This is a genomic window from Kitasatospora sp. NPDC086009, assembly GCF_044540385.1.
In the GTDB taxonomy this organism is placed as follows: domain Bacteria; phylum Actinomycetota; class Actinomycetes; order Streptomycetales; family Streptomycetaceae; genus Kitasatospora.
Map to the genome: position 1 here is coordinate 476,427 of NZ_JBITSA010000005.1, position 16,067 is coordinate 492,493.

The following is a 16,067-nucleotide window of genomic DNA, read 5'->3' on the forward strand; positions in this document are numbered from 1 at the left end:
TTGGGCAGACCGTGAAGGCGTGGTGCTCAAGAGATGCCGAGCTCGTCGTTGATGAAGTCGAGGACCTCATCGGCGGAGGCGGACTCCAACTGCTCGGCGACCGTGGACTCCTCCGTCTGCTCGACCCCGTTGAACCTCGCCACCAACCCCTGGAGGCGGAGCACGATGCCGGCCTTCTTGGACTCGTCGGACACCAGTCCGGCGATCAGCGACTCGATGTCCTCGATCTTGGCGTTCACCATCGACAGCGCGTCGTCGGTGGTGCCGAGCTCGCCGTGCAGGTACCGCGCCAGGGCGAGCGGCGCGGGGTAGTCGAAGACGACCGTCGCGGCCAGCTTCAGACCGGTCGCCTCGCGCAGCCGGTTCCGCAGTTCGACCGAGGTCAGCGAGTCGAAGCCGGCGTCCTTGAACGCCGTCTCCGGGCCGACCTGGTCGGGCCCGGCGTGACCGAGCACGGTCGCCACCTGGCCGCGGACCAGGTCCAGCAGCAGGGCCTCCTGCGCCGCCGGGGCCAGGCCGGCGAGCCGGCGGGTCAGCCCGCCGCTGTCACCGGCCGCCGTCCGGGCCAACTGCCGCCCGGAGCGCACCAGTCCCCGCAGCAGCGGCTGGGCGGTGCGGCCGGCGGCCGCGTCGGCCCGCAGCGACCGCAGGTCCAGCTTGATCGGCACGACCAGCGCCGTGTCGGTCCGCAGCGCCGCGTCGAACAGCCGCATGCCCTCGGCCGGGCCGATCGGCAGGACCCCGCCGCGGCTCATCCGGGCCTGGTCGGCGGCGCCCAGGTGGGCGGTCATGCCGCTGATCTGCTCCCAGAGGCCCCAGGCGAGGGACGTACCGGGCAGGCCCGCCGCCCGGCGCCGGTGCGCCAGGGCGTCGAGGTGGGCGTTGGCCGCCGCGTAGTTGCCCTGGCCGGCCGAGCCGAACAGGCCGGAGGCGGAGGAGAACACCGCGAAGGTCGTCAGGTCGAGGTCACGGGTGAGCTCGTCCAGGTGGCTCACGGCGGTCACCTTCGGGGCGAACACGCGGGCCAGCCGCTCGGGCGTCAGCGCGCCGATCACGCCGTCGTCCAGCACACCGGCGGTGTGCACGACGCCGGTCAGCGGGTGCTCGGCCGGGACGGCGGCCAGCAGCGCGGCCACCGCCTCCCGGTCGGTCACGTCGCAGGCGGCGACCGTCACCGCCGCGCCGAGCCCGTCCAGTTCGGCCACCAGCTCCGGCGCGCCCTCGGCCCCGAGACCGCTCCGGCTGGCCAGCACCAGGTGCCGGACGCCGTGCTCGGTGACCAGGTGCCGGGCCACCAGCGCGCCCAGCGAGCCGGTGCCACCGGTGACCAGGACGGTCCCGTCCGGGCGGAACGCCTCGGGTGCCTCCGTCGCGGGCCGGGCCTGCGCCCGGACCAGGCGCGGCACGGAGAGCGCCGCCGCCCGGACGGCGACCTGCGGCTCGTCGGCGGCCAGGACGGCGCCGAGCACGGTGGTGAAGGAGCCGTCGGTGTCCGGGTCGAGGTCGAGCAGGACGATCCGGCCCGGGTTCTCGGCCTGCGCGGTGCGCAGCAGGCCCCAGACCGCCGCGCCCGCCGGGTCGGTGACGTCGGCGTCGGTGCCGGCCGGCACCGCGCCCCGGGTGACCACCACGAGCCGCGCGTCCTCGAAGGCCGCGTCGGCCAGCCAGGCCTGGACGACCTCCAGGGCCTGTGCGGTCAGGGCGAGCACCTGGTCGGCGTCCTCGCCGCCGTGGGCCTCCAGGACGGCGACGGCGGGGGCCTCGGCGGCCAGCGCGGCCACCTCCTCGCCGGTGGCGACCGGCACCCAGGACGGCGCCGCCGCGGCCGCGGCCGCCGGCAGTGTGCTCCACTCCAGGCGGAACAGTGCGTCGCGGCCCTCGTCCGTGGCGGCCGCGGTGTCCAACTGCTCGACGTCCACCGGCCGGAAGGTCACCGAGTCGACCGTCAGGACGGCGCCGCCGGCCTCGTCGACCGCGGTCAGCGCGAGCTTGTCCGGCCCCTGCGGGGCGATCCGGACCCGGACGGCGCCCGCGCCGGCGGCGTGCAGCACCAGCCCGTTCCAGGCGAACGGCAGGACGTTGTGGCCTTCCTCGGGCTGGGCGAACGCCTGGGTGTGCAGGGCCGCGTCGAGCAGCGCCGGGTGGATGCCGAAGCGGGCGGCCTCGTCGCGCCGCTCGTCCGGCAGGGCGACCTCGGCGAAGAGCTCCTCACCGCGCCGCCAGACGGCCTGGAGGCCCTGGAACGCCGGGCCGTAGGCGTAGCCGTGCCGGGCGAGGTCCTCGTAGAAGCCGGCGACGTCGAGTTCCACGGGCTCCGCGCCGGCCGGCGGCCAGGCGGTGGTGTCGAAGCCGGGCGCCGCCGGGCGGTCGGCCGGGGCCGCCGTCAGGGTGCCGGCCGCGTGCCGGGTCCAGGCGTCCGGGCCGATCTCGCCGGCCGCGTCCTCGCGGGCCGAGTAGACGGCGACGGTCCGCGTGCCGTCCTCGTCGGGGCCGCCGACGGCGACCTGGATCCGGACTCCGCCGTGCTCGGGCACCACCAGCGGTGCCTCGATGACCAGTTCGTCGAGCCCGCCGGCGGCGACCACGTCGCCGGCCCGGACGGCCAGCTCCACCAGGCCGGTGCCGGGGACCAGCACGACCCCGCCGACGGCGTGGTCGGCGAGCCAGGCGTGCGTGCGCAGCGACAGCCGGGACGTGCAGAGCACCCCGCCCGTCTCGGGCACCTCCACCACCGCGCCGAGCAGCGGGTGGTCGGCCGTGACCTGGCCGAGCGAGACCGCGTCGGTTGCGGCGGTGGTCTGCAGCCAGTAGTGCCGGTGGTCGAAGGCGTAGGTCGGCAGCTCCAGGTGGGCGGTGCCGGTGGGCAGGAGGCCGGTCCAGTCCACCGCGACGCCCCGGACGAAGAGTTCGGCCACCGCGGCCAGCACGGTGTGCGCCTCGGGGCGGCCGTCGCGCAGGGCGGCGACGCAGACCGCGTCCTCCCCGGCGGACTCCGCCACCGCGCTGCTGAGCGCGGCGCCGGGGCCCAGCTCGACGAAGAGCGCCCCACCCGCTCCGGCCGCCGTGGCGATGCCGTCGGCGAACCGGACCGGGCGGCGGACATGGTCCACCCAGTAGGCAGGGTCGGCCAGTTGGCCGGGCTCGGCCACCCGGCCGGTGACGTTGGAGATCACCGCGAGCTTGGGCTCGCCCCACGACACGTTGGCCAGGGCGGTGGCGAACTCCGCCAGCATCGGCTCCATCAGGGCCGAGTGGAAGGCGTGCGAGACGGTCAGCTGCTTGACCTTGCGGCCCTGCTCGCGCAGTTGCTCCGCGGCCTTCAGCACGGCCGCCTCCTCACCGGAGAGGACCACCGATGACGGGCCGTTCACCGCAGCCAGGTCCACGCCGTCACCGAGGAGTTCGGCGACCTCGTCTTCGGTGGCCGCGACCGCCACCATTGCACCGCCCGGGGGCAGCGCCTGCATCAGCCGACCGCGTGCGGCGACCACCGCCGCCGCGTCGCCGAGCGAGAGCAGCCCGGCCACGTGCGCGGCCGTGATCTCACCGATCGAGTGGCCCATGACGGCGTCCGGCCGGACGCCCCAGGACTCGATCAGCCGGAACAACGCTGTCTCCACGGCGAACAACCCGGCCTGGGTGTAGACGGTCTGGTCCAGTGATCCGGCCGTACCGAGCACCACGTCCTTCACCGGGTGCTCGGTCCACCCCGCCAACTGCGCGTCCAGCGCCTCGCAGGCCGCGTCGAAGGCCTCGGCGAACACCGGGTACCGCTCCGCCAGCTCACGGCCCATCCCGACCCGCTGCGAGCCCTGCCCCGGGAACACCAGCACCGTCCGGTCGGTGTCGGACACCGTGCCGGTCACCAGGACGGGGCTGTGCTCACCCCGCGCCAGGGCGCTCAGCCCGGCCAGTGCCTCCTCCGGCGAACCCGCCAGCACCACCGCGCGCTCCGACAGCAGCGCCCGCTGGGCCAGCAGGGCGGCGGCGATCTCCGCCGTCCCCGCCCCGGAGGTCTCGACGAAGGGCGCCAGCCGGTCGGCCTGCCCGGCCAGCGAGCCCGCGCTCTTCGCCGACAGCACCAGCGGCGCCGTACCGGCCGGAGCGTTCTCGACCGTGACGGCCTGCACCTCGGCCTCGACCGGGGCCTGCTCCAGGATCAGGTGCGCGTTCGTCCCGCTGACGCCGAAGGCGGAGACCCCGCCACGCCGCGGTCGGCCGGTCTCCGGCCAGTCCCGCGCCTCGGTCAGCAGCTCGACCGCGCCGGCCTGCCAGTCCACCTCGGTCGAGGGCTCCTCGACGTGCAGGGTGGGCGGCAGGACGCCGTGGCGCAGCGCCTCCACCATCTTGATCACACCGGCCACCCCGGCGGCCGCCTGCGCGTGCCCCAGGTTGGACTTCACGGACCCGAGCCAGAGCGGACGCCCCGGCTCCCGGTCCTGGCCGTAGGTGGCCAGCAGGGCCTGCGCCTCGATCGGGTCACCCAGCACCGTGCCGGTGCCGTGCGCCTCGACCGCGTCCACCTCGACGGTGGACAGGCCCGCGTTGGCCAGCGCCTTGCGGATCACCCGCTGCTGCGAGGGACCGTTCGGCGCGGTCAGACCGTTGGACGCGCCGTCCTGGTTCACCGCGCTGCCGCGGACCACCGCGAGCACCCGGTGCCCCTTGCGCCGCGCCTCCGAGAGGCGCTCCAGCACCACCACACCCGCGCCCTCGGCCCAGCCGGTGCCATCCGCCGTCGAGGAGAAGGCCTTGCAGCGGCCGTCGGGCGAGAGCGCCTGCTGGCGGGAGAACTCCACGAAGGTGTGCGGGTTGGCCAGCACCGTCGCGCCGCCGGCCAGCGCCATCGAGCACTCGCCCTGGCGCAGCGCCTGGGCGGCCAGGTGGATCGCCACCAGCGACGACGAGCAGGCCGTGTCCACGGTGACCGCCGGGCCCTCGAAGCCGAACACGTAGGAGACCCGGCCCGAGGCCACGCTGCCGGCGGAGCCCGTCGCGGTGAAGCCGCTCAGCTCCGGCGGCACCTCGCCGCCGAACCCGTAGCCCTGGCTCATGACGCCGGAGAAGACGCCGACGTCGGTGCCCTTCAGCGCGGCCGGGTCGATGCCCGCCCGCTCCAGCGCCTCCCAGGACGCCTCCAGCAGCAGCCGCTGCTGCGGGTCCATCGCGAGTGCCTCGCGCGGCGAGATCCCGAAGAACCCGGCGTCGAACAGGCCGGCCTCGTGCAGGAAGCCGCCCCGGTCGACGTAGGAGGTGCCGATCCGGCCGGGGTCGGCGTCGAACAGGCCGTCCAGGTCCCAGCCGCGGTCCTCCGGGAACGGGGAGAGGGCCTCCCGGCCGTCGGCGACCAGCCGCCAGAGGTCCTCCGGGCTCGCCACGCCGCCGGGCAGCCGGCAGGCCATGCCGACGATCGCGATCGGCTCGTCGGGGTCGGCGGCCAGGACGGCCGGCGCCGCCGGCCCGGCCGCGGCGGCCACGTGGCCGAACGCGCCGTGCAGGTGGCGGGCCAGGGCGAGCGGGGTCGGATAGTCGAAGACCACGGTGGTGGGCAGGTTGAGGCCGGTCGCCTCACGGACCCGGTTGCGCAGTTCGACGGAGGTCAGCGAGTCGAAGCCGGCGTCCTTGAAGGCCTTCTCCGCCTTGACGCTGTCCGCCCCGGCGTGGCCGAGGACGGTCGCCACCTGGCCGCGGACCAGGTCGAGCAGCAGGGCCTCCTGCTCGCTGGCCGACAGCCCGGCCAGCCGGTCCGCCAGCCCGCCGCCGCTGCGCTGGGCGGCCGCCGCCCGGACGGCCTGCCGGCCGGCCCGGACCAGACCCCGCATCAGCGGTTGGACGGCGCCGCCGGAGGCCGCGTCGGCGCGGGCCGCCCGCAGGTCGAGCTTGATCGGCACGACCAGGGCCCGGTCGGCGTGCAGGGCCGCGTCGAACAGGGCCAGGCCCTCGGCCGGGGTCAGCGCCAGGACGCCGCCGCGGCTCATCCGGGCCTGGTCCAGCTCACTCAGGTGCGCGGTCAGGCCGGTGCTCTGCTCCCACAGACCCCAGGCCAGCGAGACACCGGGCAGCCCGTCGGCCCGCCGGCGGGCCATCAGGGCGTCCAGGTAGGCGTTGGCGGCCGCGTAGTTGCCCTGGCCGGCCGACCCGAACAGGCCGGCGGCGGAGGAGAACACCGCGAAGGCCGTCAGGTCGAGGTCGCGGGTCAGCTCGTGCAGGTGCTGTACGGCGGTCACCTTGGGCGCGAAGACCCCGGCGATCCGCTCGGGCGTCAGCGCGCCGATCACGCCGTCGTCCAGCACACCGGCGGTGTGCACGACGCCGGTCAGCGGGTGCTCGGCCGGGACGGCGGCCAGCAGCGCGGCCACCGCCTCCCGGTCGGCGACGTCGCAGGCGGCGACCGTCACCGCCGCGCCCAGCCCGTCCAGTTCGGCCACCAGCTCCGGCGCGCCCTCGGCCCCGAGACCGCTCCGGCTGGCCAGCACCAGGTGCCGGACGCCGTGCTCGGTGACCAGGTGCCGGGCCACCAGCGCGCCCAGCGAGCCGGTGCCACCGGTGACCAGGACGGTCCCGTCCGGGCGGAAGGCCGGTTCGGCGCCGGTCGCGTCGCCACCGGCCGCGCGGACCAGCCGCGGTGCGGAGAGCACCCCGGCCCGGACCGCGACCTGCGGCTCGCCGGAGCCCAGCACGGCGGTGAGCAGCGGCTCGACGTCGGTGCCGGAGGTGAGGTCGGTGGCGGTGTCGGTGTCGGTGTCGATCAGGACGAGCCGGTCCGGGTTCTCCGCCTGGGCGGCGCGGATCAGGCCCCAGACGGCGGCGCCCGCCGGGTCGGTCACCGCGGCGTCGCCGCCGGCCGGCACCGCGCCCCGGGTCACCAGCACCAGCCGGGAGTCCTCCAGGCTCGGTGCGGACAGCCAGGTCTGGACGAGGTCCAGGATCCGGCCGGTCCGGGCCAGGGCGTCGCCGCGCCGGTCGGTCGCCTCCACCAGCGCGACCACCGGGGAGGTGACATTGTCGGCGAGGATCTGCACCTCGTCCGCGTGGAACAGCGGCACCCACGGCGGCAGCGTCTCGCCGCCGGCGGGGGTCTCGGGCAGGTCGGTCCAGTCCACCCGGAAGAGGGCGTCCGGGCCGGCGTCCGCCGCGGCGGACGAGAGCTGCTCAGCGGAGACCGGCAGGAAGGCGAGCGCCTCCAGGGTCAGAACCGGGCCGCCGGTCTCGTCGGCGGCCTCCAGCGAGAGCCCGTTCCGGTCGGACGGCGCGAGCCGCACCCGCAGCGCCGAGGCGCCGGCGGCGTGCAGCGTCAGGCCGGTCCACTCGGCCGGCTGCCAGAGCCGCGGTCCGCCCGCGGTCCCGTCGGCCACGGCGGCGTGGCGCAGGCCGGACTGGAGGGCGGCGTCCAGCAGCGCCGGGTGGATGCCGAAGCGGCCGGCGTCGGCGCGCTGGTCCTCGGGCAGCACGACCTCGGCGAAGACCTCCTCGCCGCGCCGCCAGAGCCCGCGGACGCCCTGGAAGGCCGGGCCGAGGGCGTAGCCGAGGCGGAGCAGGTCGTCGTAGAGCTCGTCGGCACTCGCCTGCCGGGCGCCGGTGGGCGGCCAGACGACGAGGTCGGCGTGCGCCTCGGTGCGGGCCGCCGCCGGGGCGAGCCGGCCGGTGGCGTGCCTGGTCCAGGCGCCGGTGTCGTCGTCGGCGTCCTCGCGGGCGGCGTAGACGTCGACGCTGCGGGCACCGCTCTCGTCGGGGCCGCCGACGGTGACCTGGACCCGGACGCCGCCGTGCTCGGGCAGCACCAGCGGGGCCTCGATCACCAGCTCGTCGAGGGTGCCGCAACCGACCTCGTCACCGGCACGGACGGCCAGCTCCACCAGCGCGGCGCCGGGGACGGGGACGACCCTGCCGACGCCGTGGTCGGCCAGCCAGGGGTGGGTGCGCAGCGACAGCCGGGAGGTGAACGCCAGCCCGTCCGACTGCGGCAGCCGGACGACGGCGCCGATCAGCGGGTGGTCGACGGTGGCCTGGCCGAGCGAGGCCGCGTCGGTGGCCGGGGCGGTCTGCAGCCAGTAGTGCCGGTGGTCGAAGGCGTAGGTGGGCAGGTCCACCTGGGCGGTCTCGGCGCCGGCCGGCAGCACACCGGTCCAGTCGACGGCCACGCCGCGGACGAAGAGTTCGGCCATCGAGGCGAACAGGCGGCGCGGACCGCCCTCGTCCCGCCGAAGCGAGCCGGCGACCAGGGCGTCGACCGCGGTCTCGTCGACGATCTCGTTGATCGGCTGGACCAGCACCGGGTGGGCGCTGGACTCGACGAACACCGTGTGGCCCGCTTCGAGCAGCGCGGCGACGGCGGGGCCGAAGCGGACCTGGCCGCGCAGGTTGCGGTACCAGTAGCCGCCGTCCAGCACGCCCGCCTGGTCGATCCACTCGCCGGTGACGGTGGAGAGGAACGGCACCAGCGGGGCCTGGCTGCGGATGTCCGCGAAGGCCTCCGCCAGGGTCTCCTCGATCGCCTCGACATGACGGGTGTGGGAGGCGTAGTCCACCGCGACCCGGCGCACCCGCACGCCGTCGGCCGCGAGCACCTCCAGCGCCTCGTCCAAGGCCTCGGCGTCACCGGCGACCACCACCGAGGCCGGGCCGTTGACGGCCGCGACCTCGACGCGGTCCGCCCAGCGCTCCAGGCGAGTCAGCGCCTCGCTCTCGGGGAGCGCGACCGACGCCATGCCACCGCGACCGGCCAGCTGACCGGCGATCACCTGGCTGCGCACCGCCACGATCCGGGCGGCGTCCTCCAGGGAGAGCGCACCGGCCACGCAGGCCGCCGCGATCTCGCCCTGGGAGTGGCCCAGCACGGCGTCCGGCAGCACGCCCACGGACGCCCAGACGGCGGCCAGACCGACCATCACGGCGAAGCTGGCCGGCTGGAGCACGTCCACCCGGTCGAGCAGCTCGGCCGGGGCCTCGCCGCGCAGCACCTCCGCCAGCGACCAATCCACCCAGGGGCTCAGCGCCCGGGCGCACTCCGCGATCCGCTCGGCGAACACCGGGGAGGTGTCCAGCAGTTCACGGCCCATGCCGGCCCACTGCGAGCCCTGCCCCGGGAACACCAGCACCGTCCGGCCCGCACCGGCCGAGCCGAGCGAACCGCCGGTCACCAGGGCCGGGGCCGACTCGCCCCGGGCCAGCGCGCCCAGCCCGGCCAGCGCCTCCTCCGGCGAACCGGCCACCAGCACCGCGCGCTCGGAGAGCAGCGCGCGCCGGGACAGCAGCGCGTTCGCCGTGGCGGCGAGCGACGGCCGGTCCGCCGTGTCGAGGAAGGCCGCCAGGCGCGCGGCCTGACCGGCCAGCGAGCCGGTCGAGGCGGCCGACACCACCAGCGGCACCGTGTCAGCGCCCGGCAGCACGTCGTCCGCCGCCGGCTCGACGGCCGGCACCTCGACGGACTCCTCCAGGATCAGGTGCGCGTTGGTGCCGCTGATCCCGAAGGAGGAGATCCCGGCCCGGCGCGGCCGGCCGCCGGCGGCCCAGTCGCGCGCCTCGGTCAGCAGCTCGACCGCCCCGGCGGACCAGTCCACCTCCGGGGTCGGCGCGCTGACGTTCAGTGTGGAGGGCAGCACACCGTGCCGCAGCGCCTGCACCATCTTGATGACGGCCGCGACACCGGCCGCGGCCTGGGTGTGGCCGATGTTGGACTTCAGCGAGCCGAGCCAGAGCGGACGCTCCGGGTCGCGGTCCCGGCCGTAGGTGGCCAGCAGGGCCTGCGCCTCGATCGGGTCGCCCAGCGCCGTTCCGGTGCCGTGCGCCTCCACCGCGTCGATGTCCGAGGCGGCCAGGCCCGCGTTGGCCAGCGCCTTGCGGATCACCCGCTGCTGCGAGGGGCCGTTGGGCGCGGTCAGGCCGTTGGAGGCGCCGTCCTGGTTCACCGCGCTGCCGCGCAGCACCGCGAGCACCTGGTGCCCGTTGCGCCGGGCCTCGGAGAGCCGCTCCAGGACCACGATGCCGACGCCCTCGGAGAGGATGGTGCCGTCGGCGCCCGCCGAGAACGCCTTGACCCGGCCGTCGGCGGCGAGGCCGCGCTGGCGCGACATGCCGAGGACGCCGACCGGCGAGCCCATCACGGCGACGCCGCCGGCCAGCGCCAGCGAGCACTCGCCGGACCGCAGCGCCTGCGCGGCTAGGTGGATCGCCACCAGCGAGGAGGAGCACGCCGTGTCCACCGTCACCGCCGGGCCCTCGAAGCCGAACACGTAGGAGACCCGACCCGAGGCCACACTGCCCGCGGTCGCGGTGGTGACGAAGCCTTCGAGCTCGGCGGGCATGCTGGTCAGCGACTCGACGTAGTCGTGGATGGAGACACCGGAGAAGACGCCGATGTTGCCGCCCCGCGCCGTGCCGGGGTTGATGCCGGCCCGCTCCAACGCCTCCCACGAGGCCTCCAGCAGCAGCCGCTGCTGTGGGTCCATCGCCAGCGCCTCCCGCGGCGAGATCCCGAAGAACTCGGCGTCGAACTCCCCGGCGTCGCGCAGGAAGCCGCCCTTGTGGACGTAGGAGGTGCCGGGCTTCGCCGCGTCGTCGTCGAAGAGCTCGTCGAGGTTCCAGCCGCGGTTGTCCGGGAAGCCCACCATGCCGTCGCGGCCCTCGTGCACCAGGCGCCACAGGCCCTCGGGGTCGACCACGCCGCCGGGCAGCCGGCAGGCCATACCGACGATGGCGATCGGCTCGTCCGGGTCGGCCGCGACCACGGTGGGGGCGGCGGCGGCACCGGCCGCGGTGTCGCCGAGCTCCTCGCGCAGGAAGCGGGCGAGCGCCACCGGCGTGGGGTAGTCGAAGATCAGGGTGGCGGGCAGCTTGACCCCGGTCGCGGCGCTCAGCCGGTTGCGGAGCTCGACCGCGGTGAGCGAGTCGAAGCCGATGTCGCTGAAGCCCCGGGTGCCCTGGGCCAGTTCGTGGCCGTTGAAGCCGAGCACCGCGGTGGCCTCGGCCTGGACGATGCCCAGCAGGATGCTCTCCTGCTCGGCCTCGGACTTCCCCGCCAGGCGGCGGACCAGCCCGCTGCCGTCCCCGGCGGCGGTCCGTGCCACCCGGCGCCCGCTCCGCACCAGGCTGCGCAGCATGTGCGGGACGGCGCCGCCGGACGCGGTGTCCGAGCGCAGCGCCCGCAGGTCGAGCTTGATCGGGACGAGCAGCGCCTGCTCGGCCCGCAGACCGGTGTCGAAGTGGGCCAGGCCCTCGGCCGGGGTCAGCGCCAGGACGCCGCCGCGGCTCATCCGGGCCTGGTCGACCTCGCTCAGGTGGGCGGTCAGGCCGGTGCTCTGCTCCCAGAGGCCCCAGGCCAGCGAGAGACCGGGCAGTCCGCCGGCCCGACGGCGGGTCATCAGGGCGTCGAGGTAGGCGTTGGCGGCGGCGTAGCTGCCCTGGCCGGCCGAGCCGAGCAGCGCGGCGGCGGACGAGAAGACCACGAACGTCCGCAGCTGCGGGGCGAGTTCGCGGGTCAGCTCGTCCAGGTGGCGCACCGCGGTCGCCTTGGGCGCGAAGACCCCGGCGATCCGCTCCGGCGTCAGCGCGCCGATCACCCCGTCGTCCAGGATGCCGGCCAGGTGGACGAGGCCGGTCAGCGGGCGTTCGGCCGGGACGGCGGTCAGCAGCGCGGCGACCGCCTCCCGGTCGGCGACGTCGCTCGCGACCACCGACACCGTGGCGCCGAGTCCGGCGAGTTCGTCGGCCAGTTCGTCGGCGCCCTCGGCGGCGGGGCCCCGGCGGCCGGCCAGCACCAGGTGCCGGACACCGTGCTCGGTGACCAGGTGGCGGGCGACCACGGCGCCGAGCGAGCCGGTGCCGCCGGTGACCAGGACGGTGCCGTCCGGGTCGAAGGCGGTGGCAGGGGCCTCCTCCGGGGCGGCGTCGGCACGCACCAGGCGGGAGGCGGAGAGCGCCGTGCCGCGCACCGCGACCTGCGGCTCGCCGGAAGCCAGCACCGCCCCGAGGACGGCTCCCGCCCCGGCCGCGGCGGCGGGGTCGAGGTCGACCAGGACGATCCGGTCCGGGTTCTCCGCCTGGGCGGCGCGGACCAGGCCCCAGACGGCGGCGCCGGCCGGGTCGGTCACCGCGGCCTCGCCGCCGGCCGGGACGGCGCCCCGGGTGGCGACCACCAGGCGGGCCTCGGCCAGGCCCGGCGCGGCCGTCCACGCCTGGATCGCGGCCAGCACCCGGCAGGTGAGCTCCAGCGGGTCGGCCTCGGCGTCGGCCGCGGTCGCGTCCAGCACGGCGACCGCCGGCACGTTCTCGCGGACGGCCAGCGCGGCCACGTCCTCCGGTCCGGACAGCGGGGCCCAGACCGGCGCGGCCGTGGCGCCCTCGGGCGCGGGCAGCCCGGTCCACTCGACCCGGAACAGCGAGTCCCGGCCGTCCTGGCCGGCCGCGCTGCCCAACTGCTCGGCGGAGACCGGCAGCGAGACCAGCGAGTCCATCGTCAGGACCAGCTCGCCGGCCTCGTCGGCGGCCTGGAAGGACAGCGCGTCGGTGCCCCGGGGGGCGACTCGCACCCGCAGCGCGGAGGCGCCCAGCGCGTGCAGCACCAGCCCGTTCCAGGCGAACGGCAGCACGTTGCGGCCGTCCTCCGGGTTGGTGAACGCGTTGGTGTGCAGGGCGGCGTCCAGCAGGGCGGGGTGGATCCCGAACCGGTCGGCGTGCTCCCGCTGCTCCGGCGGCAGCACGGCCTCGGCGAAGAGCTCCTCGCCGCGCCGCCAGACCGCCCGCAGGCCCTGGAACGCCGGGCCGTAGGAGTAGCCGCGGACGACCAGGTCGGTGTAGAAGTCCTCGATCTCCACGGGCTCGGCGCCGACCGGCGGCCAGGCGGCGAAGTCCACGGCGGGCGTGGTGCTGCCGCTCGGGGCGGCGGACGAGAGCAGACCGGTCGCGTGCCTGGTCCACTCGCCGTCGCCGTCCTCGCCGGCGGCGTCCTCGCGCAGCGAGTAGACGTCCACCGTGCGGGAGCCGGTCGGGCCGGGGCCTCCGACGGCGACCTGGACCCGCACGCCGCCCTGCTCGGGCAGCACCAGCGGGGCCTCGATGACCAGCTCTTCGAGGATGCCGCAGCCGAACTCGTCGCCCGCGCGCACCGCCAGGTCGACGTAGACGGTGCCGGGGACGATCACCACGCCCTGCATGGCGTGGTCGGCGAGCCAGGGGTGGGTGCGCAGCGACAGCCGGGAGGTGAAGACCAGCCCGTCCGACTGCGGCAGCCGCACCACCGCCCCGAGCAGCGGATGGTCGGTGCCGGTGAGGCCCAGCGAGGCGGCGTCGGTGGCCGATCCGGTCAGCTGGAGCCAGTAGTGCTGGTGGTCGAAGGCGTAGGTCGGCAGGTCGACCAGGGCGGTGTCGGCCCCGGCCGGCAGCTGGCCGGTCCAGTCCACGGCGACGCCCCGGACGAAGAGTTCGGCCATCGAGGTCAGCAGGCGGCGCGGGCCGCCCTCGTCCCGCCGCAGCGAGCCGGTGACCACGGCCGAGGCGTCGGCGGCGTCCACCAGCTCGCTGATCGGCTGGACCAGTACCGGGTGGGCGCTGGACTCGACGAAGACGGTGTGGCCCGCGCCGAGCAGCGCGGTGATCGCCGGGCCGAAGCGGACCTGGCCGCGCAGGTTGCGGTACCAGTAGCCGCCGTCCAGCACGCCCGCCCCGTCGATCCACTCACCGGTGACGGTGGAGAAGAACGGGACCAGCGGGGCCTGGCTGCGGATGTCCGCGAAGGCCTCGCCGAGGGTCTCCTGGATCGCCTCGACGTGCCGGGAGTGGGAGGCGTAGTCCACCGCGATCCGCCGCACCCGCACGCCCTGGTCCTCCAGCGCGTCGAGGGCCTCGTCGAGGGCCTCGGCGTCACCGGCGACCACCACGGACGCCGGGCCGTTGACGGCGGCGACCTCGACGCGGTCCGCCCAGCGCTCCAGCCGCTCGACGGCGTCGGTCTCGGAGAGCGCCACCGAGGCCATCCCGCCGCGCCCGGCGAGGCTGCCCGCGATCACCTGGCTGCGCACCGCGACGATCCGCGCGGCGTCCTCCAGCGACAGCGCACCGGCCACGCAGGCCGCCGCGATCTCGCCCTGGGAGTGCCCGACCACCGCGTCCGGCAGCACGCCCACGGACGCCCAGACGGCGGCCAGACCGACCATCACCGCGAAGCTGGCCGGCTGGAGCACGTCGACGCGCTCCAGCAGCTCGGCCGGGGCCTCGCCGCGCAGCACCTCCTCCAGCGACCAGTCCACCCAGCGCTCCAGCGCCGCCGCGCACTCCGCGACGCGCGCGGCGAACACCGGGGAGGTGTCCAGCAGTTCACGGCCCATGCCGACCCACTGCGAACCCTGTCCCGGGAAGACCAGGACGAGCTTGCCCGCCCCGGTCGCGCTCCCCGTCACCAGCCCGGCGGCGGATTCGCCCCGGGCCAGCGCGGCCAGTCCGGCCAGCGCCTCGTCCCGCGAACCGGCCACCAGCACCGCCCGCTCGCCGAGCACCGCGCGCCGGGTGGCCAGCGTCCCCGCCACACCGGCGAGGGAGACCCCCTCCGCGGCGTCGAGGAAGGAGACCAGCCGCTCGGCCTGGCCCGTCAGGGACCCCTCGGAGGCCGCCGAGACCACCAGCGGCACCACGGCGTCGGGCGCGGCCCCGGCCTGGGCGGGCTCGTCCTCGGGCACCTGCTCCAGGATCAGGTGCGCGTTGGTGCCGCTGGCGCCGAAGGAGGAGACCCCGGCCCGGCGCGGCCGCCCGGTCTCCGGCCAGGGCCGGGTCTCGGTCAGCAGCTCGACGGCGCCCGCCGTCCAGTCCACCTGCGGGGTGGGCGCGTCGACGTGCCGGGTGGCCGGCATCACGCCGTGCCGCAGCGCCTGCACCATGTTGATCACACCGGCGACCCCGGACGCCGCCTGGGTGTGGCCGATCACCGACTTGACCGAGCCGAGCCGCAGCGGTTCCCGGCCGTCCACGCGGTCCTGCCCGTACGTGGCCAGCAGCGCCTGCGCCTCGATCGGGTCGCCGAGGACGGTGCCGGTGCCGTGGCCCTCGACCATGTCGATGTCGCCCGTGGACAGGTTGGCGCTGTCCAGCGCCTTGCGGATGACCCGCTGCTGGGCGGGGCCGTTGGGCGCGGTCAGACCGTTGGAGGCGCCGTCCTGGTTGAGCGCGGAGCCCCGGACGACCGCCAGCACGCGGTGGCCGAGCTCCCTGGCCCGGGAGAGCTTCTCCAGCAGGATGACACCGGCGCCCTCGGCCCAGCTGGAGCCGTCGGCGCAGGCCGCGTAGGACTTGCAGCGGCCGTCGAAGGCCAGGCCGCGCTGGCGGGCGAAGCCCACGAAGCCGCCCGGGGTGGACATCACGGTCGCACCGCCGGCCAGCGCCATCGAGCACTCGCCGCGGCGGAGCGCCTGGGCGGCCAGGTGGATGGCGACCAGCGACGAGGAGCACATGGTGTCGACGGTGACCGCCGGGCCCTCCAGCCCGAGCGAGTAGGCGACCCGGCCGGAGGCGACACCGCCGGCGGTGCCCAGGGCCCGCTCCAGGCTGAGGAAGCCCTCGTAGCCGCTGAGGTCCGGGGCGTAGTCCTGGTGCACGATGCCGGCGAACACGCCGATGTCGGTGCCCCGGACGGAGTGCGGGGCGATGCCGGCCCGCTCCAGGGCCTCCCAGGACACCTCCAGCAGCTGCCGCTGCTGCGGGTCCATGGCGAGCGCCTCGCGCGGCGAGATGCCGAAGAACCCGGCGTCGAACTGGCCGGCGTCGTGCAGGAACGCGCCCTCGCGGACGTAGGTGGTGCCGGGGTTGTCCGGGTCCGGGTGGTAGAGGCCTTCGAGGTCCCAGCCCCGGTCCTCGGGGAACGCGGTGTACACGTCGGTGCCGTCGGTGACGACCCGCCAGAGGTCCTCGGGGGTACGGATCCCGCCCGCGTACCGGCAGGCCATCGACACGATGGCGATGGGCTCGGCGGGGGCCTCCAGGAGCTTCTGGTTCTCCTGCTGGAGCCGCGCGTTCTCCTTCAGCGAGGCACGAAGTGCGTTGACGATCTGCTCGTCCGGCGTCGTCATGTTCCTACGTCCTCC

1 protein-coding gene is annotated in these 16,067 nt (G+C 76.0%); it reads right to left on the reverse strand.

Annotated features, from left to right (window positions below; all coding sequences use genetic code 11):
- Nucleotides 1-26: 26 nt before the first annotated feature.
- On the reverse strand, nt 27-16,031 hold the full coding sequence (locus ACIF6L_RS16370) for a type I polyketide synthase (protein WP_396492532.1): 16,005 nt from the start codon (nt 16,029-16,031) through the stop codon (nt 27-29).
- Between the last annotated feature and the right edge of the window lie 36 nt (nt 16,032-16,067).